The sequence below is a fragment of the Cryptosporangium arvum DSM 44712 genome (genome assembly GCF_000585375.1).
Classification (GTDB): domain Bacteria; phylum Actinomycetota; class Actinomycetes; order Mycobacteriales; family Cryptosporangiaceae; genus Cryptosporangium; species Cryptosporangium arvum.
The window spans coordinates 3,844,006-3,870,302 of record NZ_KK073874.1; the positions used below are offsets into that span (position 1 = coordinate 3,844,006).

Annotated in this window: 27 protein-coding genes and 2 pseudogenes; 14 read left to right on the plus strand and 15 right to left on the minus strand. The window is 71.1% G+C overall.

Going from position 1 to position 26,297, the window contains the following annotated elements:
• Positions 1 to 96: 96 nt before the first annotated feature.
• The 4 genes from CRYAR_RS17070 to CRYAR_RS48925 all read right to left on the minus strand — a co-directional run bounded on the left by CRYAR_RS17070 (position 97) and on the right by CRYAR_RS48925 (position 3,412).
• Entirely contained in the window at positions 97 to 630 is a 534-nt protein-coding gene (locus tag CRYAR_RS17070; protein WP_035852019.1) for a hypothetical protein, read from the minus strand.
• Positions 631 to 697: 67 nt separating this feature from the next.
• On the minus strand, positions 698 to 2,134 hold the full coding sequence (locus tag CRYAR_RS17075) for a CU044_5270 family protein (protein ID WP_035852021.1): 1,437 nt from the start codon (positions 2,132 to 2,134) through the stop codon (positions 698 to 700).
• Positions 2,127 to 2,762, minus strand: coding sequence for an RNA polymerase sigma factor (locus CRYAR_RS17080; RefSeq protein WP_084701920.1), 636 nt, complete (start codon positions 2,760 to 2,762; stop codon positions 2,127 to 2,129). The genes CRYAR_RS17075 and CRYAR_RS17080 overlap by 8 nt, the downstream gene beginning before the upstream one ends.
• Before the next feature lie 107 nt (positions 2,763 to 2,869).
• Positions 2,870 to 3,412, minus strand: a complete 543-nt coding sequence (locus tag CRYAR_RS48925) for an antibiotic biosynthesis monooxygenase family protein (RefSeq protein ID WP_211247503.1) — start codon at positions 3,410 to 3,412, stop codon at positions 2,870 to 2,872.
• A 286-nt stretch (positions 3,413 to 3,698) separates the two neighbouring features.
• Here CRYAR_RS48925 and CRYAR_RS47325 point away from each other — a divergent pair, with 286 nt between their 5' ends.
• The gene (locus tag CRYAR_RS47325; protein WP_157017795.1) at positions 3,699 to 3,992 is read left to right on the plus strand and encodes a hypothetical protein; all 294 of its coding nucleotides are present in this window, start codon (positions 3,699 to 3,701) and stop codon (positions 3,990 to 3,992) included.
• 125 nt (positions 3,993 to 4,117) lie between these two features.
• On the opposite strand, the pseudogene CRYAR_RS43205 reads toward CRYAR_RS47325, so the two are convergent.
• Positions 4,118 to 4,480, minus strand: a pseudogene (locus CRYAR_RS43205) (GNAT family N-acetyltransferase); the annotation flags it as partial.
• A 21-nt stretch (positions 4,481 to 4,501) separates the two neighbouring features.
• A complete protein-coding gene (locus tag CRYAR_RS17100) occupies positions 4,502 to 5,446 on the minus strand; it encodes an NAD-dependent epimerase/dehydratase family protein (RefSeq protein WP_035852025.1) in 945 nt (314 codons plus the stop codon).
• Positions 5,447 to 5,516: 70 nt separating this feature from the next.
• On the opposite strand from CRYAR_RS17100, the gene CRYAR_RS17105 reads away from it, so the two are divergent.
• A complete protein-coding gene (locus CRYAR_RS17105; RefSeq protein ID WP_035852032.1) occupies positions 5,517 to 5,954 on the plus strand; it encodes a MarR family winged helix-turn-helix transcriptional regulator in 438 nt (145 codons plus the stop codon).
• A 30-nt stretch (positions 5,955 to 5,984) separates the two neighbouring features.
• On the opposite strand, the gene CRYAR_RS17110 is transcribed toward CRYAR_RS17105, so the two are convergent.
• Positions 5,985 to 7,811, minus strand: a complete 1,827-nt coding sequence (locus CRYAR_RS17110) for an AfsR/SARP family transcriptional regulator (protein ID WP_051570442.1) — start codon at positions 7,809 to 7,811, stop codon at positions 5,985 to 5,987.
• 138 nt (positions 7,812 to 7,949) lie between these two features.
• On the opposite strand from CRYAR_RS17110, the gene CRYAR_RS17115 reads away from it, so the two are divergent.
• The 3 genes and pseudogenes from CRYAR_RS17115 to CRYAR_RS17125 all read left to right on the plus strand — a co-directional run.
• Positions 7,950 to 8,795 carry an SDR family NAD(P)-dependent oxidoreductase gene (locus CRYAR_RS17115; protein WP_035852034.1) on the plus strand — a complete coding sequence of 282 codons (846 nt, stop codon included), beginning with the start codon at positions 7,950 to 7,952 and terminating at the stop codon, positions 8,793 to 8,795.
• 22 nt (positions 8,796 to 8,817) lie between these two features.
• Complete coding sequence (locus CRYAR_RS17120) at positions 8,818 to 9,273, plus strand: cupin domain-containing protein (RefSeq protein ID WP_157017797.1); 456 nt, start codon at positions 8,818 to 8,820, stop codon at positions 9,271 to 9,273.
• Between the two features lie 55 nt (positions 9,274 to 9,328).
• Positions 9,329 to 10,093 (plus strand): annotated as a pseudogene (locus CRYAR_RS17125) (NAD(P)-binding domain-containing protein); the annotation flags it as partial.
• A gap of 254 nt (positions 10,094 to 10,347) precedes the next feature.
• Here CRYAR_RS17125 and CRYAR_RS45770 read toward each other — a convergent pair.
• A protein-coding gene (locus CRYAR_RS45770) for an IS5 family transposase (protein ID WP_245620473.1) occupies positions 10,348 to 11,219 on the minus strand; the annotation gives its coding sequence in 2 pieces (ribosomal slippage) (positions 10,348 to 10,830 and positions 10,833 to 11,219; 870 coding nt in all).
• A gap of 268 nt (positions 11,220 to 11,487) precedes the next feature.
• On the opposite strand from CRYAR_RS45770, the gene CRYAR_RS17140 reads away from it, so the two are divergent.
• Positions 11,488 to 12,342 (plus strand): MBL fold metallo-hydrolase, encoded by an 855-nt coding sequence (locus tag CRYAR_RS17140; protein WP_035852038.1) that lies wholly within the window; start codon positions 11,488 to 11,490, stop codon positions 12,340 to 12,342.
• A 36-nt stretch (positions 12,343 to 12,378) separates the two neighbouring features.
• Here CRYAR_RS17140 and CRYAR_RS17145 read toward each other — a convergent pair whose 3' ends face one another.
• A complete protein-coding gene (locus CRYAR_RS17145; protein WP_035852040.1) occupies positions 12,379 to 13,290 on the minus strand; it encodes a LysR family transcriptional regulator in 912 nt (303 codons plus the stop codon).
• A 108-nt stretch (positions 13,291 to 13,398) separates the two neighbouring features.
• On the opposite strand from CRYAR_RS17145, the gene CRYAR_RS17150 reads away from it, so the two are divergent.
• Positions 13,399 to 14,331, plus strand: coding sequence for an NAD-dependent epimerase/dehydratase family protein (locus CRYAR_RS17150; protein ID WP_035863832.1), 933 nt, complete (start codon positions 13,399 to 13,401; stop codon positions 14,329 to 14,331).
• 347 nt (positions 14,332 to 14,678) lie between these two features.
• Here the strand turns inward: CRYAR_RS17150 and CRYAR_RS47330 are convergent, their stop codons facing one another.
• The 3 genes from CRYAR_RS47330 to CRYAR_RS17165 all read right to left on the minus strand — a co-directional run bounded on the left by CRYAR_RS47330 (position 14,679) and on the right by CRYAR_RS17165 (position 17,085).
• Positions 14,679 to 15,098, minus strand: coding sequence for a hypothetical protein (locus CRYAR_RS47330; protein ID WP_157017799.1), 420 nt, complete (start codon positions 15,096 to 15,098; stop codon positions 14,679 to 14,681).
• Positions 15,095 to 15,604: a peptidoglycan-binding domain-containing protein gene (locus tag CRYAR_RS45780; protein WP_157017801.1), complete on the minus strand. Its 510-nt coding sequence runs from the start codon at positions 15,602 to 15,604 to the stop codon at positions 15,095 to 15,097. Before CRYAR_RS45780 ends, CRYAR_RS47330 begins: the two co-directional genes overlap by 4 nt.
• Before the next feature lie 74 nt (positions 15,605 to 15,678).
• Positions 15,679 to 17,085: a protein kinase domain-containing protein gene (locus CRYAR_RS17165; protein ID WP_035852043.1), complete on the minus strand. Its 1,407-nt coding sequence runs from the start codon at positions 17,083 to 17,085 to the stop codon at positions 15,679 to 15,681.
• Positions 17,086 to 17,279: 194 nt separating this feature from the next.
• Here CRYAR_RS17165 and CRYAR_RS17170 point away from each other — a divergent pair, with 194 nt between their 5' ends.
• The 3 genes from CRYAR_RS17170 to CRYAR_RS17180 all read left to right on the plus strand — a co-directional run bounded on the left by CRYAR_RS17170 (position 17,280) and on the right by CRYAR_RS17180 (position 20,244).
• On the plus strand, positions 17,280 to 18,002 hold the full coding sequence (locus CRYAR_RS17170) for a hypothetical protein (RefSeq protein ID WP_051570452.1): 723 nt from the start codon (positions 17,280 to 17,282) through the stop codon (positions 18,000 to 18,002).
• The gene (locus CRYAR_RS17175; protein WP_035852044.1) at positions 17,992 to 19,551 is read left to right on the plus strand and encodes a serine/threonine protein kinase; all 1,560 of its coding nucleotides are present in this window, start codon (positions 17,992 to 17,994) and stop codon (positions 19,549 to 19,551) included. The genes CRYAR_RS17170 and CRYAR_RS17175 overlap by 11 nt, the downstream gene beginning before the upstream one ends.
• 87 nt (positions 19,552 to 19,638) lie before the next feature.
• The gene (locus tag CRYAR_RS17180; protein ID WP_035852046.1) at positions 19,639 to 20,244 is read left to right on the plus strand and encodes a TetR/AcrR family transcriptional regulator; all 606 of its coding nucleotides are present in this window, start codon (positions 19,639 to 19,641) and stop codon (positions 20,242 to 20,244) included.
• A 16-nt stretch (positions 20,245 to 20,260) separates the two neighbouring features.
• Here the strand turns inward: CRYAR_RS17180 and CRYAR_RS17185 are convergent, their stop codons facing one another.
• Genes CRYAR_RS17185 through CRYAR_RS17195 form a run of 3 tightly spaced genes read right to left on the minus strand, consistent with a single transcriptional unit; the run spans position 20,261 to position 22,821 of the window.
• A complete protein-coding gene (locus CRYAR_RS17185; protein ID WP_035852050.1) occupies positions 20,261 to 21,178 on the minus strand; it encodes an alpha/beta hydrolase in 918 nt (305 codons plus the stop codon).
• Between the two features lie 10 nt (positions 21,179 to 21,188).
• Positions 21,189 to 21,905, minus strand: a complete 717-nt coding sequence (locus CRYAR_RS17190) for an ABC transporter permease (protein WP_035852053.1) — start codon at positions 21,903 to 21,905, stop codon at positions 21,189 to 21,191.
• Between the two features lie 10 nt (positions 21,906 to 21,915).
• Complete coding sequence (locus CRYAR_RS17195) at positions 21,916 to 22,821, minus strand: ABC transporter ATP-binding protein (RefSeq protein WP_035852056.1); 906 nt, start codon at positions 22,819 to 22,821, stop codon at positions 21,916 to 21,918.
• A gap of 197 nt (positions 22,822 to 23,018) precedes the next feature.
• Between CRYAR_RS17195 and CRYAR_RS17200 the strand changes: the two genes are divergently transcribed.
• The 4 genes from CRYAR_RS17200 (at position 23,019) to CRYAR_RS17215 (ending at position 26,261) form a co-directional block, all read left to right on the plus strand.
• Positions 23,019 to 23,771, plus strand: coding sequence for an SDR family NAD(P)-dependent oxidoreductase (locus CRYAR_RS17200; protein WP_035863879.1), 753 nt, complete (start codon positions 23,019 to 23,021; stop codon positions 23,769 to 23,771).
• Between the two features lie 35 nt (positions 23,772 to 23,806).
• Positions 23,807 to 24,154, plus strand: coding sequence for a MerR family transcriptional regulator (locus CRYAR_RS17205; RefSeq protein ID WP_051570456.1), 348 nt, complete (start codon positions 23,807 to 23,809; stop codon positions 24,152 to 24,154).
• Between the two features lie 20 nt (positions 24,155 to 24,174).
• Positions 24,175 to 24,564, plus strand: coding sequence for a DUF2255 family protein (locus tag CRYAR_RS17210; protein ID WP_051570459.1), 390 nt, complete (start codon positions 24,175 to 24,177; stop codon positions 24,562 to 24,564).
• Positions 24,565 to 24,689: 125 nt separating this feature from the next.
• Entirely contained in the window at positions 24,690 to 26,261 is a 1,572-nt protein-coding gene (locus CRYAR_RS17215; protein WP_084700623.1) for an alpha/beta hydrolase, read from the plus strand.
• Positions 26,262 to 26,297: the final 36 nt, after the last annotated feature.

Below are 26,297 nucleotides of genomic sequence, written 5' to 3' on the forward strand. Positions count from 1 at the left end.
CTCGTGGGATCTGACCACTCCACGGTCGTCGACGGGTGCTTTACCGACGCGCGGAATTGAGTGCTGAGCAACGCGTCGACGCCGCTCGAAACCGGCCTAGTCCTCCCAGGCGAGCCAAGGGGCCAGGCGGCAGTCCGGGTCGTCGCAGCACTCGTGCAGGGTGGCGAACGCCTCCCAGAGCTCGTCGGCCTCATAGCCCCAGGTCCCGTCCGGGTCGATGAGCTCCAAGCGGTCGGCGTCGACGTCGGAGATGAACGGGCCGTCGACGACCCGGTTCAGGACCCCACCGCACGTGGCGCACTCCAGCCACGGCACGACGACCGGCGGTGTCTGCCGGTCCACCGCCGCCACGGGCGGGGCGAGCCGGACGCAGGTGCCGCCGGCCGGGTCGGGGCGAGCGCGCCGAAGGGCGTCCTCGACGCGGCCGCGGACACCCCACACCTCGGCCAGCACGGCGATCTCGGCCCGGACGTTGTCCGCGGCCGGGACTCCGTGCTCGAGCAGCCCCTCGACGAGCGTCTCGACGCCCGCTTCCTGCTCGCCGATCATGCGGAAGCCGACCACGTCCTCGGCCTGCGCCGGAGGTAGCAGCACCGCCAGGGCCGTCCACTGCTCGATGCTCGCATCCACCCGGCCACCCTAGGTGAGGCCGCGCCGCCGGGCGCTCCGCGGCGTCGTCGAGGAGCGCCCGGACGGATCAGTTCTTCCTGGTGAAGCGGTCGCCGTCCCAGTGGTACCGCTGTCGGACGCCGCCGGCGGGCGTGACGGTCACGGTCGTACCGGAGGCCTCGACCGACACCGCATCGGGGCCGGGGTCGATCCACGTCACGAGCTTCGTGGGCCCTCCCTCGGCGTGCGAGAAGTCCAGGAACAGCACCGCCCAGGCGGTCTGTGCGTCGGGCAGGCCGGCCGTGTGGACCCGGAGGAGCAGAACCGGTCCCTCGACCCGCCCGAGCAGGTTCGCGAACGCGACCGGCCGGCCGGAGACCATCTCGTAGCGGAGCGTGCGGCCCTCCGCGTCCCTCCGGGTGGCCACGCCGCCCTGGAACGCCAGCGTCGGCAGGCTGCTCGCGTCGGAGTTCGACGCCGTGCCGAAGTGCTCGTCCACCGGCACCACGAACGTCTCGTCGGCGTAGTCGAGGCCGCGGACGGTCCGGTCACCGGGCCGCTCCGGCGGCGTCGTGCCGACCGGTGCGCCCTCCGGCCGCTCGCCGATGCGGTCCACGACGGCGTAGCGCTCGTAGGCGGTTCCCCGCCGGCCCAGCAGCTCGCCCGTGTCCGGGTCGACGACCAGGTCGAAGCTCGAGCGGTCGATCCGCAGCGAGAGCACCGCGCCCCGGCGGCCCAGCAGGTCGGCGCCGTCCGGGTCGTACCGCACACCCGGAATCAGCGCGGCGACATGGTAGAGCAGCGCGCGGACGCGCGGGAACGCCAGGCCGCCGGTGTCGAGCATGGTCTGGACGCGGTCGAACGCCCGCTCGGCGGCGGGCGCGCCGGGCGCCGACAACCGGTTGATCGCTGCCAGCAGCGCGGCCGGTTCGACGTTCGTGAGACCGCTCAGACGCGACGGGTCGGGATAGAGGACCGCGGCGTCGAGCGCAGGCGTGCCCGCGGGCGGCTGTTCACCGCTCTCGTACACGTCGACCGACGTGGCCTTGCCGTCCAGCACTCCGTAGCGGGTGCCGTCAGCCGAGTGCCACTCCTGTTTGTTCTGCGGCGGATCACCCGGCTGGAAGTTGTTGTTGTCGAGCGACCGCACGTACAGGAACTGGGTCGCGCCGACCACCGTCGGCGGTTGACGATCGGCGGCCGCGTCGACGCGGCGGAGCAGGTCGGCGAGCGTGGCGGCGGACAGCGTCGTGCCGTCGCCCGTCCCGGGTGCGACGGATTCCTCGTTGTTCAGGCCGATCACGGTCGTGCCCGCGGCGGCCACGGCGAGCGTGGCGGCCAGCGCACCCGCGGCCAGCATCGGCGCGGGCACCCGCAGCCGTCCGACTGTCCAGCGACGGGCGCGGGCCGCCGATCGCGTCGCACGCATCTCGTCCATCAGCGCGATGCGCTGGCGGTCGGCCTGGGGCAGCGGACGGGGCGGGCGCGTGCGGAGCAGGGTGGCGAGGTCGTCGCGCTCATCCATGACGGTGCTTCCTTCCGGTCGGTGTCGGGCCGGCCGCGGGCTCGGCGAGGGGAGGGTGTCCGGCCGGGCGCAGGCCGGTCGGCGGCGTCGCGTCCGAACGCTCCAGTTGGGCCCGGAGCTTGGCGCGGGCCCGCGAGAGCCGTGACCGGACGGTGCCGACCGGGATGCCGAGCGCCTCGGCGGCCGACGCATAGTCCAGTTCCGCGTCGACGCAGAGCGCGACGACCTCGCGTTCCGCGCGGCGCAGCCCGTCGAGCGCCGCCTGGGCGGCCGGGAGCAGCGCGTCGTCGTCGATCCGGCTCGCCACCGCCTCGCTGAAGTCGGGCTCGGCGGTCGGCGGGGGTAATCGCGACAACGCGGCGCGGTACCGGCGCCGGGCCCGGGCGAAGTCCCGGGCGTGGTTGGTCGCGATCCCCAGCAGCCAGGGCAGCAGCGAGGCCCCGGTCGGCTCGATGCGATCTCGGCGCCGCCAGGCTTCGAGGAACGTCATCGAGACGACTTCTTCGGCGGCCGACCAGTCGCTGAGCAGCCGGTACGCGTAGTTGTATACGCGCTGTGCGAATTCGTTGAACAGGTCGCCGAAGGCGTCCGGTTCGCCTGCGCGGAGGCGGTCTCGCGAAATCGTCATCACGCACCTACCCTGGCCGCTCGCGGCGGGCGGTTCCCGATCTCCGCAGTCGAGGGTCATCGGCACCGCGGAGCGATCGTCGGGCGTCCCGTCGTGGGACGTCCTGGTCAGGCGAGGTCGACAGCGACCTCGTGGTGGTCGACCCGCTGATCCCAGCGGATCAGTGTTCGACGGGCGGCCGGCTCGACGACCGCTCGTTCGGGATCCTCGCCGGCGAACGCCCGAACCGCTGCCATGTCGGCGAAATAGACGATTGAGGTGAACAGGACGTCGGCTCCGTCGGTCCGGCGGAGTAGTCGCGCTCCGCGGAATCCGGGTACGTCGCGAAGGTGCTCGCTGACCTCGGTCTCGTAATGCCGTTGGTAGTCGTCGGCGGTGGCCCGCGGAGCCCAGCCCCGCCATGTTCGTGCGATCACGTCCGGACTCCGATCGGTAGGCGAGGTCTTGGTGTGGCCCTGCTCGTTTACGGCCGCGTCGCCCGAGCCGGCCTGCGTGTGAATACCGACTGCCCGCAGTAGCCGCCGCGTTCCCACCGAATCGCGGACCACTTCTGCTGGCAGTTTCCTCTGGCTCTCGCGTACTGCGATGGTGGCGTCAGCGCCGGAGGTATTGCGAGGCCTGCGCTCGTGCCAATCACCCCGGATCGCCATGGCTTGCCGGCTCGGTGCGGCCGAGGCCGCTCGTCGGCGCCCGCTTCGAGTAGCGGCTCACGGCTCCCGCGCCGCGCAACGGCACTGAGTCGTACGCCGCCACCGACGTCGAGCGGGAGTACTCGGCACGTACCGTCGTCCAGGAGCTCATGGCGTCGACAGCCGAGCCGTACAGAACGTGTAGAGATCGTGTAGATCCGCCCGCAGTACACCGTCAGAGCGGTTGACGGCACCTTTTGCCGATTCCACTATGGACACGTTCTGATCGCCGTTTCAGGGAGCGTTGATGAAACTTGTCGCCAAGCTCGCCGCCTGCGTCCTCGCGGCGGGTGCCGCCGTCTTACCCGCCTCACCCGCACAAGCCTTGCCCGGCAACTGCAGCCACGGATATGTGACGCCGTCCAAGACCACCAGCTGGGCGACGTGCACTACGGGCAACGGCAGGTTCGCGGCACTGGCCCATTGCACCGACGGCTACTACTACGGGGGTCCCTGGAAGTACGTCGGCACCGGCTACTCCTACGCGACGTGCCCTTCGGACACCGTGATCAACGGCCACAACATGTACACCGAGGACTGATCCGCTTCCCACTGACGATCGAACGGGCCGGGACGTCGACAACGGCGCCCGGTCCGTTCGACGCTCAGCTCCGTGCGCTGGTGTGCTGGCACTGGCCGGGAGAAGTCTCCATCGCGATCGCCACTTCACCGACCCGGCTCTGCGCCGCGATCGTCGACCGGCTCACCCTTCGGCGGCAACATCGGCGGAACCGGCACCGACTCCTCCGGTTCGCCCAAGCCCACACCCGCGCTGAGCAGCACTGACTTCACGGCCAGCACGAACCCGACCCTGCGGTACACCGCGTTCGACGCCGGGTCGTCCACCGCCGGGAAGGCGTGCAGCCACCGCGGCCGACCGGTTCCGGCGGCATGAGCCGTAGCTGCCGCTGCGGCCTGGCCCGCGATGCCCCTGCCCTGGAACTCCGGCAGCACGGTCCGGCCCATCTCGAAGACGCCACGTCCGCTCGGCGTATCCGACGCTGCCCACCGGGTCGCCGGACGCGCGCAGGCGCACGCGACGGCCGGGCGTCAGCGCGGATTTCCCGCCCGCAGCCAGGCGATGTAGTCCGCGGCCGCAGCGGCGGTGTCGTACCGGGGTTCGAACGTGGTGTCCTCGCGCAAGCGGGTGATGTCGAGCCAGCTCAGCGGGCGCTGGCCGTCCGAGGGGAGGTCGCATCGGAAACCGGGCTCGACGGAGCGGATCGCGGTGACGACGTCGGCGTTGCTCGTGGCCCGACCGGAGCCGACGTTGTACGTGGAGTGGTGCAACTCCTCCGCGAGCTGCAGCAGTGCGAGCGCGCGACCGGTGTCCTTGACGTAGAGCAGGTCGAGCGCGTCCTCTGCCTTCGGGGGTGCGAGGAGCCCCGACAGGTCGGGCTCGGCCCGCAGGGCTGCGGCGTGGGCCAGGGACGGAGCGGCGAAGAACGGGTCGGGCAGGTGTCCGCCGGGTCCCCAGGTCCCCGAGATGCGTGCGTTGACGACGTTCACATCGGTCACGTCCGAGAGGTGGCCGGCGAGGAGTTCGGTGATCTTCTTGAACGTCGGGATGGGGTGGATGTGCTCGAAGGAAATCGGCATGTCCTCGGTCAGCGCGCCGTGGTAGGCGAAGCCGTAGACGCCGATCGTGCTCGCGGTCACGACACGGCGCACGCCCCAGGCCTGGGCGGCGCGGACGATGTTGAGGAACGCCTCCAGGGCTGCTCCCGTGGCCTCGATCGGGTCGCCGTCGGTCACCGGCCACGGCAGGGCGACGGCGAGATGCACGATTCCGGTGATCGGGTACTTCCGGCCGACGTCGAGCAGGGCGTCGAGGTCGGCGACGTCGGCCTGGACGACGTGGATCGGTAAGTCGGCCAGGTGCGGGGGGACCTGGGGGGTGCGGCGCTGGAGCAGGACGCACTCCTCGCCGGCCTCGGTGAGGGCGCGGACGGTGTGCGAGCCGATGAAGCCCATCCCTCCGGTTACCAGGATCATGGTGGCGCCTTTCGCAGTAAGTCTGATGATCAGTAGTACTGACGATCAGCCTACGCCTAAGATGGGGGCCATGGCTACCCCGTCGAGCACCAGCGCTGACCCGCACGAAGTCCTGGGCTACCTCCTCAAGCACGCCACTCAGAAACTCATGGCGCTGACGGATGCGGCGCTCGAGCCGTTGGGGATCGACAGCAAGGACTACGGGGCGCTCCGGGTACTGGCCCACCGCGAACCGACGTCGCAACTGCAGGTGGCGCAGACGCTCGGCATCGACCGCACCACGATGGTGGCGTTGCTGGACGTGCTCGAACGCAAGGGCATCGTCACGCGCCGACCCGACCCCGCGGACCGACGCAAGAACGTCGTCGAGCTCACCGAACAGGGGTTGCAGACCTACGACGCGGCCCAGGTCGCGTACGAAAAGGCCGAGAGCGGGTTCCTGGCGGGGCTCAGTCCGAGCGCGTCGAGTCAGCTCCGCCGAACGCTGCGAACCCTCGTGGTGAACTGACCCGGCTGGGCCGACCGGATGGCGGGCGGCTCACACCAGCGCGCGGCTCGCTTCGCTGCGGTGATCACGGTGAGCGCCGACCAGGCCGGCCAGCGCCGCGCGGCAACGGTCCGGCCCCTCGACCTGCTGGGCACGGCGTCGCGCGAAGGCCTGAACGAGGGGTGAGTACCGATAGGTCTCGGCACCGACCGCCTGGAGCAGATCAGCGTCCACCAGGTCTTCCAGTGCGGCGTGCGCCTCGGCGCGCGGCAGTCCGGTCATCGCGGTCACGTCGTCCACGCCGCGCACCGGCGTGACGAGGAGGGCGCCCAGGCGGAAGACGGTGGCCACCACCGCATCGAGCCGACCCTCCGCCCGGCGCATCGGCTCGTCGACGATCTTGCAGTCCTCGTGCATGACGACCGGCTCGCGAAAATCCTCGTCCAGCTGCGCCACGATCCGCTCGACCGTCCACATCGGCCTGTCCAGGAGCCGGGCGGCGGCGACGCGCACCGACAGCGGGTGGCCCGAGCAGGCGGCCACCAGCTCGGAAGCCGGGTCCGGCTCGACGGCGATCCGGTGGTGCCCGGCGATCTCGCCCAGCAGGTTCAGCGACTCGTCGTCGCTGAGCGGCCCGAGCCGCAGCCAGGACACCGCGGACAACCGCAGCAGCCGGCGTGTCGCCGTGACGATCACGGCGCAGGCCGGCAACAGCGGCTCGACTTGAGCACTGCTGTCGGCATCGTCGAGAACCACCAGCATCCGGCGGCCGGACGCGATCGTGCGCCACAGGGCGGAGCGCTCGGCCACCGTGTCCGGCACGGAGACGCCCGGCCGCACGGTGCGGAGCAGTGATCCGAGCGCCTCGTGGACGCCCATCGGTCGTCCGGTGCGAGCACCCAGGTCCAGGTGCACCCGGCCGTCCGGGAAGTGCTCGGCGAACAGGTGAGCCACGTGTACGGCCAGGGTCGACTTGCCCGAGCCCCCGAGACCGGTGATGCCGGCCAGCGCTGCGCCGTCCCGGGTGAGGATGTGGCGCAGCCGGTCGACCTCGGCTCGACGGCCGGTGAAGTCCTGGATGTCGGGGGGCGTCTGGTCGGGCCGGACGGACCGCGGCTCGTCCGGCCCGGTCGGCGGAACGACCACCTCGTCACCCCGCAGCAACCGCTGGTGCAGCCGCTGGAGCTCCGGACCGGGCTCGATGCCGAGCTCCTGGTGCAGGCGGGTCCGCAACCGCCGGAACGCCTCGAGCGCCTCCACGGTCCGGCCGCTGCGATGCAGAGCGGTCATCCACAGCTCGGTGAGACGTGCATCCATCGGCCGTTCGGCGACCGCCGCACCCAGATCTGCGCAGATCGCCTCGTGTCGACCGAGCGCCAGCTCGGCGTCGAACCACTGCTCACGGGCCGTGCGGTAGGACTCTTCCAAGCGGGTGCGCTGGGCGGCGGCGAATTCAGCGTGCACGCCGCCGAGGGCCGGCCCGGCCCACAGGTCCAACGCTCGACGCAGGGCCGCCGCGGTCTCCGTCATGTCGCCGGATCGCCGGGCGACGCGCGCCCGGCGTACCAGAAGATCGAACTCGTCCGCGTCGACCTCGGCTCGGTGCCGCACGAGGGAGTAGCCACTCGCTGATCGCCGGAGCTCCGCTTCCGCAGCGGGAAGGACCTGCCGTAACCGGGCGGCGTAGGTGCGCACGGTGCTGTGCGCCGACGGCGGCGGCTCTGCACCCCACAGAGCGTCGACCACGTCCTCGATGGGCACGGGCGTGTTCCGCAGGAGCAGCAGGCTCAACAGTCCGCGCTGCTGAGGCGAACCGAGGGTGAGGTCGCCGGCGTCCGTGACCGCCCGAACCGGGCCGAGCAGAGTGAAACGCACCATTTGATAGTCCCGAACGACGGTGAATTCTCCAACTGCATGCGGCGTGACGTGCGTGACGCTTCGGGTATGCGCCGCGTCAACGTTTCGTCGGCGCCGGGGGAGGACGCTCGATTTCACGACCTTGATGAAGGAGCCGGCATGGATTCACTGATCGGGAAGGTTGCCGTCGTCACGGGTGCGACCAGCGGAATCGGGGTGGATGTGGCGCGCGCGTTCGTGGCCGAAGGGGCGAACGTCGTCCTGGCCGGACGCCGCCGGGAGTTGGGCGAGGCGCTGGCCGGGGAACTCGGACCGGCGGCGTCTTTCACGGCGACCGACGTGTCGGACGAAGGTGCCGTCGCCGCGCTCCTGGACCTCACCGTCGAACGGCACGGGCGTCTGGATGTTCTCGTCAACAACGCCGGGTCGCCGTCACAGTTGGGCAGCATCGAAGACGTGGACGCCGCGGCGTTCCGCGCCGCCCACGAGGTCAACCTCATGGGTGCGCTGTACGGGATCAAGCACGCCACCGGGCATCTGCGCAGGCAGGGGAGCGGCGGCAGCATCATCAACATGGCCAGCATCACGGGGACGCGGGCCGTCTACGCCGGTGTCGCCTACTCGACCTCGAAGGCCGCGCTCATCAGCCTCTCGCAATGGGCAGCCGCCGAGTTGGGCAGCTACGGGATCCGGGTCAACTGCATCTCGCCGGGCTTCGTCACGACGGGACGCTTCGGCAAGGCCGCCGGCGTCGCCGAGGAGACGGCGCAGGCCCGCCTCTCGGCGCTCGAGGCGTACGCACGTGAGCAGGCCCGCTCCCTGCAGGCCCTGCCTCGGCCCGGTTTCGGCCCGGACGTTGCCGGAGCGGCCGTCTATCTCGCCGGCGATGCGAGTGCCTACGTGACGGGTCACGACCTGGTGGTCGACGGCGGCCTGTCCCTCGGGCAGCCGCTCGAGGCCATGGTGCGGCTCCGCGACGCGATGGCCGCCATCTATCTCAGCTGACGCCGCAGAACGGAGACGTCTCGTGTCAGTCTTCACCACCCCTGACGACCAGCCGGTGTACCGGCTCCTGAACTCGGATGCCCGGATGCTGGCTACCGGCCGGCAGACCGGAGGCGACCTCACCGTCGTCGAGAGCACCGGCTTGCGTGGTCACTCGACGCCCCGGCACCGGCATCTGCTGGCGACCGAGACCTTCGTCCTGCTCGACGGCGAAATGCTCATCCAGGTCGGCGACGAGCGCAGGGAAGCCGCCGCCGGGCACGTGGCCGTCCTCCCTCGAGGAATACCGCACAGCTTCGTCGTGATCAGCCCATCGGTCCGATACCTCACGCTGCACTCGCCCGGCGGCTTCGACGAATTCGTGCGTGAACTGAGCGAGGCGTCGGCGGCGGGTGGACCGACGGATCCCGGTGCGCTGATGGCGGTCGCCGCCCGGCACCACATCGAGATGCTCGGCCCCGGTATTTCCCTGCCCTGACGAGTGCCGTCCGTCCCTCAGTCCCACGACGGAGCCGCGCGGACAACACCATTCGCTTCCTGTGCGCACCGGCGTCGCAGTTGAATCGCACACCGTGACCGACGGGGTCCATCTGCTCACCGTCGACGACGGCTCGGTGATCGAAGCCGAGTCGGTGATCGGGACGACCGGCGCATTCGGCACGCCATGGGTACCCCCGTTCGCCGCCGAGCTCGATCCGTCCGTCCGGCAGCTGCACTCGGCGGAGTACCGACGGCCGGACGACCCGCGGCCGGGGCCGGTCCTGGTCGTCGGCGCGGGTACGTCGGGCGCCGACGTCGCCATGGACCTCGTCGGCGAACACGAGGTATGGATGGCCGGTCGCAGCACCGGATCGGTTCCGGTCGCGTTGGCGCGCAGCCGGACAGTGCGGCGGCTGGGGTTCGGCCGCCGAGTTCCATCCGGACCGCTCGGACGGTTCCTGCGGGGCCGGCCGAATCGCGCGGCCCCGCTGGTCTGGCAGTCCCCGGCGACCCTGCGCGCCGCGGGCGTCCGACGGGTTCCCCGCGTCGCCGGTGTTCAGGACGGCCGGCCCCGCCTGACCGACGACCGTGTACTCGATGTGCCGAACGTCGTCTGGTGCACCGGCTACCGGCCGGGCTTCCAGTGGCTGGTTCCGCACGCCGTCGGTCCGGCCGGTTGGCCCTGGCACGAACGCGGTGTCTCCACGTCGATTCCCGGCCTCGGGTTCGTGGGCCTGCCGGGGCCCGCGAGGCATGGCCGCCGGCGTCCACGACCAGGTTCGCGTCGGCACTGGATCCGTCCACCGCGACCCCGGTAACGCGGCTGTCGTCCGCCGGGGTCAGCAGACCCGTCGCCGTGCTGCCGCCGAGGACCTCAACGTGTGCGGGTGGATCATCCGACCATCGTTTGACCAGTGCGGATCCGCCGCCACGTCGCCGAACGGCGCCCCGGCAATCCGGCTATCGATCCGCCCACGCTGATGCCGGTTGAGGTAGGCGCAAGGGCCATGTGCGCGACGTCAACGTTCTATCGGCACGCGACTGATCGGCTAGGGCCTGTTTGAAAAGCTGGTCACCGTAGCCATTCGTTGATCGCGGCGATGTGCAGCGTCGTGAGAAAGCGGACGGCGAGTTTGTCGTAGCGAGTCGCGACCGCCCGGTAGCGCTTGAGGCGGTTGATCCCGCACTCGACCGCGTGGCGCTGCTTGTAGGTCTCGGCGTTGAACGTCGGTGGGCGGCCGCCGGCGCTGCCGCGAGGTCGGCGGTGGGCCAACCGGTCGGCTGGTTCGGGGATGGTGGCGCGGATTCCGCGTCGGCGCAGGTAGACGCGGTTGGCGCGGGATCCGTAGGCCTTATCGGCTAGGACCCGCGCCGGCCGTGTCCTAGGCCTGCCGACTCGACCGGGGACACCGATCGCGTCGATCACCGGCTGGAACTGCGGCGCGTCTCCGGCCTGCCCGGCGGTGACCAGCAGCGACAGCGGACGCTGTCCGCCCTCGGCCGCGAGATGGATCTTGGTGCTCAACCCGCCGCGTGACCGTCCCAGACCATGGTCGTTGGGCTCTGCGGTGCACCCTCCCGGCGGTTGTTTCTGATCGACCCCCTTTTACGGGCGCCCGCGGCGTGCTGGTGAGCCCGGACCACGGTGGAGTCGACGGACACGTCCCAGGTGATCAGCCCCCGGGCCTGGGCGCGGGACTGCAGATCGGACACGATGCGCGCCCAGGTCCCGTCCCGCTGCCAGTCCCGGAACAGCGCATACGCGGTCTCCCACGGCCCATACCGTTCGGGCAGGTCCCGCCACGGCGCCCCGGTCCTCACCCGCCACCGGATCCCATCAATGACCTGCCGCCGCGAACGCGGCGGCCGACCACCCGGCTTAGCCGACGGCAACACCGCCGACAAGACTTCCCACTCCGCATTCGTCAGATCACCACGAGCCACGCATCACCCAACGAACGAAGCGCTTTTCAAACACGCCCTAGCACCATGGCCGAATCGATCGGTACCGATACCGCATTCTCGGCGCCGACGCGCTGAGGACGAATCGGTACGCCCCCAGGTGGGTCCAGGCGGCGCTCGGCTTCGCCGCAGCGCACGAACTCGCCGTGGCCGTGGGTGCCGAGACCGACGGCACCCGCCCGCGCTCGCCCCTGAGCATCCGCCCGCTCAGGGGCGACGACCGCGTCGCCTCTGACGCAAAGGAGTGCACATGAGTGCTGTCCCCGCTGACACCACCGCCCTCGACCTCGGCGAGATCACGCTCACTTTCGTGCCGGACGGTGAGCTCCGCGCCGATCCGGCCGTGGCCTATCCGGCCGGGCACGAAGACATCTTCACCGACGGTCTCGACGTCGTCGACGAGGACGGCATGCTGCTGCTCAGCATCGGCGCCATCCTCGTCACCGCCGGCACTTCCCGGGTTCTCGTCGACGTCGGCATCGGTGACCGCAGGATCCCCCTCATCCGGCCCGGAGCCTCCCGGGACGGGTACATGGGCGGAGGAGCACTACTGCGCAACCTCAGCGCACTCGGCGTGGAACCGGAGCAGATCGACACGATCCTGCTCACCCACCTGCACGCCGATCACGTCGGCTGGATCGGCGACGGGGACGCCACGTTCCCGAACGCGGAGTACTGGGTCGGCGAAGGCGAGTGGCAGTACTGGATCCGGCCGGAGAACAGCGGCGGCCCCGTCGGGCCGCGCCCGAACGAGCTGGAGATCATCGGCTCCAGGCGCCGACGCCTCGTCGACGGAGCCGAGCCCGTCGACGGCATCACGGCCGTGGACACCGCCGGGCACACGCCCGGCCACTTCGGCTTCGCGGTGCGGGGAACCAACGCCTGCGCGTTCGTCGTCGGCGACGCCCTGCACTGTCCGGCGGAGGCGTTGCGGCCGGACCTGGCCTGGGTCGGCGACGTCGACGGGGGAGCCGCGATCCGGACCCGCCGCAACATCGCTGCGCACGTCAGGGACACCGGTGCGGTCCTCGTCGGTCCCCACTTCCCGAACGCGGTGTTCATGGAGTACTCGTCGTCCGGGCTCATCCCGTTCGCGACGACGTGACGCGACTCGTCATCGGGTCAGCACCCTGCGGCTCCGCTAGGACCCGCCCTCGAGTTGGTTCTTCACGTCCCGGGGCACGCGTACACCGCGGGTACGCAGGTCGGCGATGAAGCGGGCGGAGAGCGGGTCCGGCTCCGGCAGCGTGACCGCGAACAGCGGGCGAGTCCACCGGGGTGAGAAGGAGCGGACCACGCCGGGGAAGCCGGAGCTGACGGCGCTGACCGGGGTGATCGCGATCCCGAGTCCGGCCGCGGCGAGCTGTGGTGCCGCAGCGGTGACCGATGTTCTCAGCACCGGTTCGAGGCGAAGGCCGGCTGCGCTGAGCGACCAATCGAGCCAGCTGCTCAAGCCGTTGTCGGGCGCGAAGTGCACCAGTCCCTCACCCGCGAGCTCGGACAGGCCCACCGATCTCCGCTCCGCCAGCCGATGACCCTTCGGTGCCGTCAGCACGATCTCCTCGTCACCGAGAGCCGTGGACGTGTACGGGCCGTCCAGAGGGCCGGAGAGCACCAGCAGGTCGGCCTCCCCATCCTCGAGGAGTTTCGGTAGGCCGTCCGGCACGACCACCTCCCGGAGGCCGATCGCCACGTGCGGGTAGTGCCGGTGCCAGGCGCGGATCACCGGGGCGATCAACGGCACGGTCAGACTCTGGGCGCAGACCAGGCGCAGCGATCCGCCCTTCGCCTCACCCGTTGCCCTGGCCGAGCGGACCGCGGACGCCGCTGCGTCGATGGCTCGCCGGGCGTCCGCGACCGCCGCCCGGCCGGCGGGGGTGAGTGAGACGCCACGGGGTTCCCGCCGCAGCAGAGGCGTACGGGTCTCGCGCTCCAGCGCGGCGATCTGCTGGGACACCGCCGGCTGCGACGAGTGCAGCAACCGGGCCGCCTCGGTGATCGAGCCGGTGTCGGTGACCGCGACCAGACATTCCAGCGCACGGAGAGTAGCCATTCAAAGATCTTATGGGAGACCCTCGAAAGATAGATATTCCTGAGGGAAGTGGCGCCGGTCGCCGAGCGCTGGACACAGGTGGAGACCATTCCGATCGAGGAGAACGACATGGCACAGACCTTCGTCACGGGCGGTTCCGGCTTCATCGGCCGCAAGCTGGTCACGCGCCTGCTGGCCGACGGGCACGGGGTCAAGGTTCTGGTCCGCAGCGCGGCGTCCGCCGACGTCGTGGCCGCGCTGGGCGCCCAGCCGGTGCGCGGCGAGCTGACCGATCCCGATTCCTGGCGCGCCCAGGTCGAGGGCAGCGAGGTGCTGTTCCACCTGGCCGCGGAGACCGACATCACGGCTGACCGGGAACGGCAGGAGCTGGTTACGGTGGGCGGCACGCGGGCGGCCCTGCAAGCAGCCCGGCAGGCCGGGGTGGCCCGGTTCGTGCACTGTGGCAGCGAAGCCGCCCTGCTGGCCGGCGAGCCGCTCGTCGAGGTCGACGAGAGCGCGCCACTGCGACCGGACTCGGAAGCCGCGTACTGCGCGACGAAAGCGGACGCGGAGGCGTTGGTACTGGCCGCGAACGCGCCGGGCTTCGTCACCGTGTCGATCCGCCCGCGGTTCGTCTGGGGACCGGAGAGCTCACTGGTCGAAGGTCTGGTGCAGGCGGCCCGCAACGGCGAGTTCGCCTGGGTCGAGGGCGGCCGGCACACCACCGACGTCACGTTCGTCGACAACGCGGTCGAGGGCCTCGTTCTGGGATGGCTGCGCGGCCGGCCGGGCCAGGCGTACTTCGTGACCGATCAGCACCGCGTGATCCTTCGCGAGTTCCTCGAGGAGAACTTCGCGCTCTACGGAGTCGACGCCACGATCCCCGACCTGGACGCCGACACGGCTGCCCGCGTGATTCCCGTACCGGCGCGCTGGTTCCTGGAGCAGGCCTGCACCCTGCGCACCGACAAGGCCGTCGCCGAACTCGGATATCGAGCGATCCTCACGCAGGCCGAAGGCTTGGACGCCGTGCGGAACGCGGTCATCCGCAGCGCCGCCTGAGTCCGCGTCACCGCCTGAGTCCGCGTCACCGCCTGAGTCCGCGTCGCCGACGGCAGGATCGGCGGGGAACGGGCAGCCGACGACGTGGCGACGATCATGGCTCAGTGGACACGGCCGTCCTCGGAGTGCCCGCCCAGGAAGCCCTGCGTGGTGGCGGCACGTTCGCCCCGCCGCCGCTGCGGGCAACCAGGGTGGTCGTTCAGGAGGTGCTCGCCAACGGCTCGGCCCTGGTCGCCGCCGGGCATCGTCCGCTGACCGTCGGTCTACCGCGCTACCACCGCGGTGCCCCTCGGGGCGGAGCCGCCATCAGTACGAGGGGACGGCGGCTCCGCCCCGATCGCGACGGATCAGCAGGTCGGCGAGTCCATGATCCGAAGCCCGACGACGTCGCCGAGGCTGGCGCGCATCCGACCGAGGTCGATGAACTGGTTGGGCGGCAGACATTGGGTGATTCCGCTGGAGAAGCGGAGGAAAGCGCCGTCGTCGTTGCGGCTGTTGTAGGCGAAATCAGCGCCTCGGCTCCGGGAGCCGAGGGTCTGGAAGCCGCTCGTCAGGTCCTGGTACGACGCTGTCGGTGAGCTCGAGATCCAGTTCGCGGTGCTCAGGTAGAAACAGACCTTCGGCCAGGCGCACCCCCGGACGTCTGGTTCGGCGGTGGCCGGCGACGCGGTGAACAGTCCGCCGGCGAGCACGGTCGTCGCGACGACGGCCGTCGACAGCATGGCTTTCTTCAGGCTGTTCGACGTGCGGATTCCCTGGGCCCTCATTGGTAGGTCCCGCACGTGAGGAAAGCGCCGCCGCTGTAATAGTAATGAGCCCAGAGCATCGCATTGCGCGTCTGCGGGCCGTAGACCCCGTCCTGGGCGATATTGGCGCCGCGCTGCACGTTGCGGACCGCCGTGGCGGTGCGTGCGCCGTAAATGCCGTCAACGGTGAGCCCGGCGCCGTGGCAGCGGTTCAACGAGTCCTGGAGGGCCCGCACGGCGGAACTCTGATTTCCGTTTCCCAGAGTGCAATTGGTGTCGCGACCGATAGCGGGGATGAGCGCTCGGGTCTTCCCGTTGGTGTTGGGGCGGTCGGCCGTCCCGGTGCAACTGGCCGCCAGCGCGGGTTCCGCGGTCAAGCCGAGGCCCGCGGCGATTCCTGCGGTGACGAGTGCAGCGCTGAGTGCATTTCGAACACGGTTGGTTTTCATCGGCGCCTTTCCGGCAATCCGCGAAGAGAAACTCGCGGAGGAAGGGTGAATGGTCTTGCGTGGTGCGGCGTGGATCAACCGGAGCTCCGGACGTCATCCAACAGTCATTTGTTGACGATTCACCACTGCGCCCCCGCAGGGACCGCCCGGGCTCAGCACCGGCGGAATCCGGGAACGCGGCGCACGGTCACGGCGGCTGCCAGCTGCCATTCGGGCGGGACGCCGACGACCTTCCACTTTTCGCCTGCGCGCAAGGCGCGCTGCCAGGACGCGAGCAGGACCGCGCGGTCGGCCACGAAGACTTCAACGACGAAGTGGTCGCCGACGGCCGAGGCGTCGCCGAAGAACTGGTAGCCGTACCAGGTCCGCAACCGGTCGGGCTGCTGCCAGTTCTCGACCGGCTGCGCCCAGCGCGTCCGATCGTCGGCCGAAGCCGATCGCCGCGTGAGCACCATCGTCCGGTGCGGGGGAAGGTCGGACGTGCCGACAAAGGCCTGGCAGCCTTGGACGTCCTGGCCGGACCGCGGAGACGTGATCTGCACCTCCCGGCTGGCGTAGGCCGGAGCCGCCGCCGGCCGGGCCGGGAGCTCTCTGGCCGGCAACGCCACCGTCGCCACGGACAGCGTCAGCGCCAGGATCAGCGCGGTGACGGACGGCCTGCGCCGGGCGGGCGGGAGCGCTGCCAGCCGCCGGAGCCGTGCGGCCCAGACGACCGGGTCCGTCGGCCGGGCGGCCGGATCGGGATCCATCGCGGCGAGCACCTGGTCGATGAGCGCTTCGCTACCGGGGAGACGCAGCGCGCCGAGGCCGGCCGCGAGCGTCTTCCTGCTGACGTTCACGTAGCCGGGATCGGACGCTGCGGGCGGACCGACCCCGGTGAGGCAGTAGCAGGCGACCGCACCCAGCGCGTAGATGTCCGACGCCGTGCTCCGCGGCGCGCACGGGTCCCGGAGCACCTCGGGGGCCGCGTAGCCCGCGGTGTGCATCCCCCGCTCGTCGGCCGGCTCTTCCAGCAGGCGAAGACCGCCGAGATCGACCAGGATGAGACCGTCGGCCGGATCGATGACGCAGTTGCTCGGTTTGACGTCGCTGTGCAGCAGGGAGTTGCCGCTGGCGGCGGAGCGGGTGTGCAGGCCTCCCAGCGCGTGAGCGAGGTCCTCGACGAGCGCGAGCCGCTCGTCGAGGTTCCGATGGGTGATCGGCGCGTCGGCCACCTTCTCGGCCAGGGTCGGGCCGGAGATCCAGGGCATCACCACGTGCGGCACGCCCGGCCCGTCCCCCTCTCCCTGGTGGGCGAGGAAGAAGTCGAGCATCGGGACCAAGCGGGGAACGTCCAAGCTGGCCAGCAGGATCCGGTGGTCCTGCCAGCGCTGCCGGTCGGCCGCGGTGGGCCAGTCGGCCCCGACCCCGGGCGGGCGGTGGAGCTGTTTGACGGCGAACCACGGACCGTCGTCCCGGTCGCCTCGGAAGCGGGCCCGCCACGCGACGCCCTCTCCACCGTGTCGCGCGGATCCGACCAGCTCGAAGCGGTCCGGTTGGTCGGGTGGTCCGGCTCTCACAACGGCTCCACTGTGGTCACTGCGGCCGGGCTGCTTCGAATGTAGTCGGCGAGCGGCCCTGCGGGGGTGCAGTTACCGGACCGGTTTCGCGTGTATACGACTACCGCAGCCGAGTACCAACGACCACGGACCCGGTCGAGCATCGTCCACAATGGCGTCGACTGTCGACGTCAGACGTCCGGGAGGTACGCGCGATGGGACATCCGGTCACCGTCCATCACGAGCGGCGGCTCTACCCGGTCACGCACGGGGAAGAGCTGATCTTCGGGAGGGGGCGGAACTGCCAGATCCGGCTCGCCCATGAACCCGAAGACACCCGGGTTTCCCGGACCGCCGGGTCGTTCAGCCTGCTCCCGGACTCGGTACTGATCCGCAATCTCTCCACCAGCAGGGAGCTGTACCTGGTCGCCGCGCAGACGCCGGATCGTGTGCTCGAGCCGCACAGCGCGACGACCTCGCTACCCCACCTGACGTTCGATCTGGTGGTCGTCGGCAACCACGGCCGAACCTATCCGCTCCGGGTCGACGCGTCACGACTCACCGCTACGCCGGCGGTCCGGCGTCCGAGCCGCGCTCAGGCGGGGGAGAAGTTGACCGCTCCGGGAGCCGACGACCTCAACCTGACCCCGGCCAGACGACGACTACTGGCCGCGCTCTGCCGGCCGTTGCTCGACGGGAAGGACGATCCGGCCACGTATCGCGAGATCGCCGTCCGGCTCGGTCTGAACGCCGGGCACGTCCGGAACAGCCTCCGGGAGGTGCGCGAAATGCTCGCGGGCGCCGGTGTACCGGGGATGGTCGTCGCGGCCGCCGATGCCTCCCCGGATCTGCGCATCGCGCTGGCCCGCTGGGCGATCCGCAACGGAGTGGCCGCCGACTCCGAACTCGTCGTCCGCGAGGATCGCCATGGCGTCTGACTACGAGGATCCGCCGACCCGGACGGGCTCCGGCGAGCCGGCCTTTCCGAAGGCCGTTCGGCCGGAGCCGCCGATCGCCGGCGAGACGGTCTGGTTCGTCGGCCCACCGGAGGAGCCGGACCGCTTCGAGGTCAGCGGCCCACCGACAGCCGGTTCCGAGGGCGTGACCTGGCGGGCGCGGTACACCGGCAGGCTCAACAGCCCGCTGGCGATCGCCGTGAAGCAGCTGAACCGGCCACCCGGGGCAGGTCTCGACTGGCCGTCGCCGGCTGAGTTCAGCCGATGGCAGGACCATCGCATCCTGCTGCAGAGCATGCTGGCGCCGCATCTGGTCTCGGTGATCGACGTGTTCCTCGGCAGTCCGCCGCACCCGGCCGACGCCGAGGAGTCTCCCGGACTCATCCCGTACGTGGTGATGCCGTGGATCGAGGGTCCGTCGCTGGCCCGGTACGTGGAGGGCTCCCGGGCCACCGTGCGCTCGCTGTCCGAGCGGCTCGCGCTGGTCCGCGATCTGGCCGAGGCGCTGGGCTCCCTCCACGCGATCACCCGGGCCGGGGGCAACGTTCTGACCCACCGCGACATCAAGCCCGGCAACTGCATCGTCACCCCCGACCGGGGACTGGTGCTCGTCGACCTGGGCACACTGCGGCTCACCGAGGACGGCTTCGACGACCTCGGGATGCACACCCCGGAGTACGCGGCACCGGAGGTGCTCGCCGACCCCCGAGCATCCCGCGGGAAGCCCTCCGACGTGTATTCGCTCGGCGCCGTGGCGTATTTCGCGCTCGTCGGCGCCGATCCGCCGGCCGCCGACCGTGGCGACGTGACCGGGGTCCACCTGAGGTCGGTTGCCGCCTCGGCGCGGATCCCGGATCCGGAGGCGTTCGCGGACCACCTGCTCACCGCGATGCACTCCGATCCGGCCGTGCGGCCGACCGACCCGGTGAACTGGGCGAACGAACTCGTGCGGCGAGGCACGCCGTCCGGCGCGCCGGCCACGCGGATGCTTCCGGCAGCACTGGTCGCCGTCCTGGTGGCCGTGCTGTGCGCGGTGGCATTGGTGTGGGGGCAGTCGATCGGCGGCCGATCGAGCACGCCGGCCGTCGGTACACCGCCCACCGTCGGGTTCACCCCGCCGATCCCGACCCGCTACGGGGTACAGATCGTTGAGCCCGCGCCGGCCCAGCGCGTTCAGCGCTGCGCGGTCTTCCGTGGCCGATCGGCGCTGCCCGCAGGCAAGACGATGGTGCTGGCGATGCGCAACCGGACAAACGGCGAACCGGTCCGCTACCTCGTCGAGGTCGACGGCTGGGATCGTCCGTCGCGCCTGGCCACCTGGCGGGGGAAACAGTTCTTCGGTACCGCTGACAGCTCGGTCGGGCAGGAATACACCGTCGAGGTGCTGGTCGTCGATCTCGGTGCGGTCACCAGGAGCATGCGCGCAGCGCACGCGGCGGGTGAACTCTGGACCCTCGAAACGCTCCCGGCGACCTGGGAGGTCGCTGCCGCCGTCACGGTCCGCCGTATCGCCGGGCCCGGGAACTGCTGATCGGTCGATGCATCGGGCCGGACGTCAGCCGAGCGGCCGCCCCAGTGGTTCCGGACCGGTCGGTACGGAATGGGTAAGCTGGATCGCATGGACACCCAGCGCGCGCCGATCGGCCGACCTCGAGGCTTCGACGCCACTGAGGCCTTGGAACAGGCGATGAGGGTGTTCTGGGAGCACGGCTACGAGGGCGCGAGCCTGCCCGACCTGACCGGGGCGATGGGGATCAGCCGCACGAGCATGTACGCGGCGTTCGGCAACAAGGAAGAGCTGTTCCGCAAGGTCCTGGCGCGCTACACCGCGGGCCCGGCGTCCTACGGTGCGGAATCGCTGGCCGAGCCGACCGCCCGCCGGGTGGCGCGGGTGTTCCTCGACGGCGCGGTCCGGAGCAGTACCCTGCCGGATTACCCGACCGGCTGCCTGAGCCTGCGCGCGTCCCTGGTCGGGAGCGAGGACGGCCGGGTGATCCGGGAACTGCTGGCCGCGTGGCGCGACGAGACCAGAAGCCATCTGACCGAGCGCTTTCAGCGGGCTCTCGACGAAGGCGATCTGCCCGCGGGAACCGACCCGGCGTTCCTCGCGGTCTACCTCATGACGCTCGACAACGGCATCTCCGTGCAGGCTGCGGGCGGCGCCGACCGCGAGACCCTGCAGCGCATCGCCGACGCCGCCCTGCAGCACTGGCCACCCGTCTGACACCTCGGCGCTCCGGTCAGAGGTGCTCGGTGTAGAAGCCGACGAGACGCTCGGCGGCGGCGTCGACGTACTCGGGCACGTCGTACATCTCGTAGTGGCGGGCACCGGCGATCACCAGGCGGTCGACGGGGTTGGGTGCCATGGCCCAGAGCCGCTTGCCCGACTCGTCGAAGCCGGTCCCGGCGAGGTGCTCGGCGAGCACGAGCAGCAGCGGCTGGGTCAGGAGCTCGTCGACCAGGTGGTAGGCGTCGAAGCCCAGCAGCAGCGAGTCGCCCCGGCTCAGGCGGCGGTTGGTCGAACGCTCGTGGTGGCCGCGTCCGGTGCGGTAGTACCTGATCGCCTGGAGGAGGTCGACGTCGGTCACGCCGGCCGTCTCGGCGTCGGCCATGGTGTCGGGGAGCCAGTTCTCCCGGGTCAGCCGGCCGGTGCGCGTCTCCTCGAGGCGTGCGTCCGCCAGCGCCTCGAGCGCGGCCACCGGCCCGTCGGACTGGAAGCCGCGGAACGACGCGCCGATCTCGCCGGGATCGACCGTGCCGACTGCCCGGATGCGGTGGTCCGTGCGGGCCACGTGGACCGCGTACCCACCGCCCGCGCAGATGCCGAGGACGCCGACGCGGCGCGGGTCGACGCCGGGGACGGTGCTCAGCGCGTCGATCGCGTAGGAGATGTCTTCGCTGCGGCGGTACGGGTCCTCGAGATCGCGCGGCTCGCCGCCGCTCTCCCCCTGGTGCGCGGGGTCGAAGGTGAGCGCGGCGATCCCGCCGGCGGCGAGACGGGAGGCGTAGTTCGCGCCGATCTGCTCCTTCACGCTGCTGCCGGGCGTCGAGAGCACCACGGCGCGCAGCGGGGCCGACACGTCGGCGCCGCCGTCGGGCAGATGAAGGTCGCCGGCGAGCTCGATCGGCCCGCGGGGAATCGGGAGGTGCTGGATCATCGAAGACTCCTCAACGTCGGGGTTCCCACCGGAACAGCTTCAGCGCGAGCACGACGGCCACCACGACCCAGGCCAGAGCCGGGCCCAACAGTGGCAGCGACTCCGCGAGCGGCACGCCGCCGTTCCAGGAATTCACGATCAACTCGGCGGCCGAGCCGCCCGGCAGCAGGCGCTTGAGCACGGTCAGCTCGTCCGTGCCGGCGATGCCCACCCAGCTCGCGACGCCGATCGTCAGCAGGCTGACCGGCAGCGTCGTGACCTGAGCCTGCTCCGGCGAGCCGGTCAGGCCCGCGGTGGCCAGTGCCAGCGCGATCATCATCAGGAACGTCACCAGGATCGCCACGATCAGGAGCACGCCGTCGGCGGGCCCGTCGGTCACCGCGGCGAACACCGCGAGCACGACCACCGCCTGGACCGTGGCCAGCACGCTGACCGGCAGCGTCAGCCCGGAGAGGATCGCGGCGTCGCCCGCCGTGGTCGAGCGCAGCCGCTTGAGGAACAGATCCTGCCTGCGGGCCGCGAGGGTGGTCACCGCGGTGGCGTAGAGGCTGAAGGCACCGATCGTGATCACGAGGATCGCCGCCACGTACCCGTCGCTGCCGAGCTGGGCGAAGATGTCGCGGCGGTAGATGAAGAAGGCGCTGACCGCGAGCGGCATGAGCGTCGAGATCAGCACCGCCCGGTTGCGGAAGATCTGCACGAACTCGCTGGATGCGATGGGGAACACGGCGACGCCTCTATCGGGTCGGGGTGGGGGCCGGGTCGGCCTCGATGGCGCGGAAGACGTCGTCGAGCCGGGTCCGGGCGGCGGAGAGGTCCCGCAGCTCGACGCCGCGCGCGGCGGCCCAGTTCAGCAGTGCGGTGAGATCGGCCTGCAGCTCGAACGTCTCGATCGTGTAGGACAGCCCGTCGGCCGCCGGGGAGCCGATCGGTGGCGCCTGGGCCCCCGGGGCGAGCGAGAACCGGATCGAGGAGGGCAACGTCCGAGTCAGGTCGGCCACTGTTCCCTGATGGCGGAAGGTTCCCCGGTGCATGAGCCCGATCCGGTCGGCGTACTGCTGGGCTTCCTCCAGGTAGTGCGTGGTGAGCACCACAGTGGACCCGTGGTCGCGCAGGTCACGCACGGCCTCCCACAGGGCGTCCCGGGACTGGATGTCCAGCCCCGTGGTGGGCTCGTCGAGGAAGATCAGCTCCGGCCTCCCGTAGACCGCGGTGGCGAAGTCGAGCCGCCGCTTCTCACCGCCGGACAGCTGCCCCACCCGGACGTCGGCCTTGCGGTGGAGGTCGACGACGCCGAGGACCCGGTCGACCGAGTCTTCGCGGCCGGAGAGCCGGCCGACCAGCCGGACGGACTCGGCGACGGTGAGGTCGCCGGCGAAGCCGCTCTCCTGCAGCATGATTCCCATCCGGGGCCGGATCGCCCGCCGGTCCGCCGGGCTCGCGCCGAAGACCCGGACGGCGCCCGACGAGACCTTTCGATGACCCTCGACGGCCTCCAGTGTCGACGTCTTCCCTGCTCCGTTCGTGCCGAGGAGCGCGTAGAGCTCGCCCTGCTCGACCCGGAAGGTCAGGTCCTCGACGGCGCGGAAGTCTCCGTAGGAGATGGTCAGACGGTCGACTTCGATGACCGCGCTGGGCGACACGCTTACCTCCACTGACGGGTGTCCGTCGGTCCGCCTGACGACCGACGTGAACCAGTGGAAGCCATGTCCTGGGAACACAGTCAAGGCCTGGCGCGACTTCGGCACCGATCGATACACAACTCTCCGTGCCGCGCTACACTACTTCTGGACCGATCGGTCGGTACAGAAATACGCGAGCCTTGCGAGGAATGAGAGACATGAACGACTTAGCAGGAATGACCGCCTTGGTGACCGGCTCCACCACCGGAATCGGCCGCGCGACCGCGGTCGCGCTCGCCGCGCGAGGCGCCAGCGTCGTGGTGACCGGCCGCAACGCCCAGCGCGGCGCCGAGGTGGTCGAGAAGATCCGGGCCGACGGCGGCGCGGCCCGCTTCGTCGCCGCTGACCTGACCAGGCAGGAGGACATCGCCCGGCTGGCTCAGGACGCCGGCGCCGTGGACGTGCTCGTGAACAACGCCGCGGTGGCCAGCTTCGGCCCCAGCGCCAGCATCACGATCGAGCAGTACGACGCGATGCTCGAGGGCAACCTGCGCGCGGTCTACCTGCTGACCGCCGCGCTCGCTCCGCGGATGGCCGAGCGGGGGAGCGGAAGCGTGATCAACGTCAGCAGCGGATCCGCCCAGGTCGGGGACGACAACAACGCGGTCTACGCCGCCACCAAGGGCGCGGTGAACGCCTTGACCCGTGCCTGGGCGGCGGAGTACGGACCGGCCGGGGTGCGCGTCAACGCGGTCGCGCCGGGGCCGGTCTACACGGGCGTACCGGTCGAGTACCTCGACCGGTACATCCCGCTCATCCCGCTGCGCCGCGTCGCCCAGCCGGAGGACGTCGCGGAGGTGATCGCGTTCCTCGCCGGCCCCGGTGGCTCGTACGTGAACGGAGCCACGATTCCGGTGGACGGCGGTCTCACCGCGGTCGAGCCCCCGAAGCAGCCGGTGGCGGCGGCCTGACGGCAGGCCCGAGCCCGATCATCGAAGGAGCGCTGGTGGCCTGGAGTACCCGCGAGCTCGCCGAGCTGGCCGGCACCACCGTCAACGCCATCCGGCACTACCACCGGATCGGACTGCTCGAGGAGCCGCAGCGTCGGCAGAACGGCTACAAGCAGTACGGTGACGAGCAACTCGTCCGACTCCGACGTATCCGGCTGCTCGTGGAGCTGGGTGTCCCGCTGGCCCGGATCGCCGAGCTGGGGCTGGACGAGGCGCTCGCGCCGGCGGTCCTCCGAGAGATCGACGCCGACCACTCGGCCGAGGTCGAGCGTCTCCAACGCGCCCGCTGCGCCATCGCCGTCCTGCTGCGCGACGAGGCGCCGTCGGAGCGATCGTCCGTATGAGCCTGCTGGAAAGGACCGCTGTGACACCCGATGCACCGGAGCTGCGCGCCTGGACCGCAGCCGAGCGGGAACTGCTCGACCGTGCTCCGCTGATCCGTGTCGCGGGTGTGCGGGACGACGCGACGCTGCGGCCGTTCGTACTCATCGGACATGTCCGCGTCGGGCCGGACGAGCTCGTGCGCTCACTCAACGGTATCGGTGGCACCTGGTACCGCGGAGCGGTCCGCACCGGCCGCGGCGAGATCGACGTCGACGGTCGGCGCATCCGGGTCGCGTTCCTCCCCGATGCCGGCCGCGAGGACGAGGTCGACCGTGCTCTGCACGCGCGCTACGGCAACGACTCCGGCGTCCGCCGGATGACGTCGCCCCGGGCGCGGGAGGCGACGCTGCGGGTGGTTCCGCTCGTCTGACGACACTGTGACGTGGGTCACCAGGTCCGAGCATTGAGTATGTTCCCACACCCGGGTTTCTCCTGGGGCGGCGACGACGGAGCACTCTCCGCCGTCGTCACCCCGGGAGAAGGAGAGGGACGAGCATGCCGTTGCTCGGTTCGAGCCCCGCGTCGCGGTTCGGTACCGCGCTCGTCACCGCCGCCCTGCTGCTGACCGGGTGCACCGCAACGTCGCCGGCGGAGCGGAAAACCACGCCGATCACCTGGAGCCCGTGCGGAACCGCACTCGAATGCGGCACGGTTCCGGTGCCGCTCGAGTACACCGAGTCCGACGACAAGCAGATCGCGCTGACCGTGATGCGCCACCCGGCCACCGACCCGGCGCAGCGCATCGGCACCCTGTTCTTCAATCCCGGCGGCCCGGGATACCCCGCCACCGAGCTGATGAAGACGCTGGACTCGCCCACCGGGATGTTCTCGCCCGACGTGCTGGCCCGCTTCGACATCATCGGCGTCGACCCCCGCGGCGTCGGGCGCTCCTCCGGCGTCCGCTGCCTCACCGACGACCAGCGGGCCGACGCCGTGGCCGCCGACTTCGACCCCGCGATCCCCGGCGGCAAACCACTGCCCCGACTGCTCGCCGACGCCACCGCGTTCACCCGGGGTTGCGCCGACCACCAGAGCCGAGCGTTCCTCGCCAGCCTCTCCACCGACAACGTCGCCCGCGATCTGGACCAGGTCCGTGCCGCGATCGGCGAGGAGCAGATCAGCTTCTACGGAACCTCGTACGGCACCGTGGTCGGTCGGATGTACGCCACGTTGTTCCCGGATCGCGTGCGCCAGGTGGTGCTCGACGCCCCCGTCGACACCGGACGCTGGTTCGGTGATCCGCTCGCGTTCCTCAACGAGGTGGCCGTAGCCAGCGAGCGGACCCTCGACGCCTGGTTGGCGACCTGCCGCGCCGAGGGCGTGCGGGTGTGCCCGTTCGGCGACGGGAACCCCGGAGCCGCGCTCGACACGCTCCTCACCCGGCTGGAGGCGAAGCCGCTGCCGGTGAAACCCGTGGCGGGCCTGACTCCGGGCGGCACGCTCGACGGCGCCAGGGCACTCGAGGCCGTCCGGGCCGCGGCGGGCGCCGCGGTCACCTGGCCCGTTCTCACCGCGGCGCTGCTCGGCGCGCAGCGGGGCGACGGGGCGCTGCTGCACTTCCTGTGGACGGCGGTCACCCTCTCGCCCTTCCCGGTACCGACCGCCCTGAACGAGGTGCACACCGCGGTGCGCTGCGCCGACTGGAACACCCCGGCCGACGTCGCCGCGCACACCGCCGCCGCCCGCGACGTCGTCGAGCAGGCGAAGCGAGTGGGCACCCGGGCCGCCTACAGCGCACTGAACTGCGCCCGCTGGCCGGCGCCGAACACCGACCGCTTCACCGCGCCGCTCACCGGCGCCGGCGCACCGCCCACGCTGGTGATCGGTGGCCGCCTCGACCCGGCGACGCCGTACCACTGGGCCGTGGCCACGACCGCGACCCTCGAGTCGGCGGTGCTGCTCACGCGCGAGGGCGTCGGCCACGGCTCCTACCGGACGAGCAACTCGCCGTGCGTCGACAGCGCGGTCGACGCCGCGCTGATCAGCCGGGCGCTGCCCGCGGACGGGACCGTCTGCACCCCGGACGCGCCCGCCACCACGAAGCCGCTCGCCACCCCGCCCCGCTGACCCGTGACGGCTCGGGGGCCGGTGATGTCGCCGTCG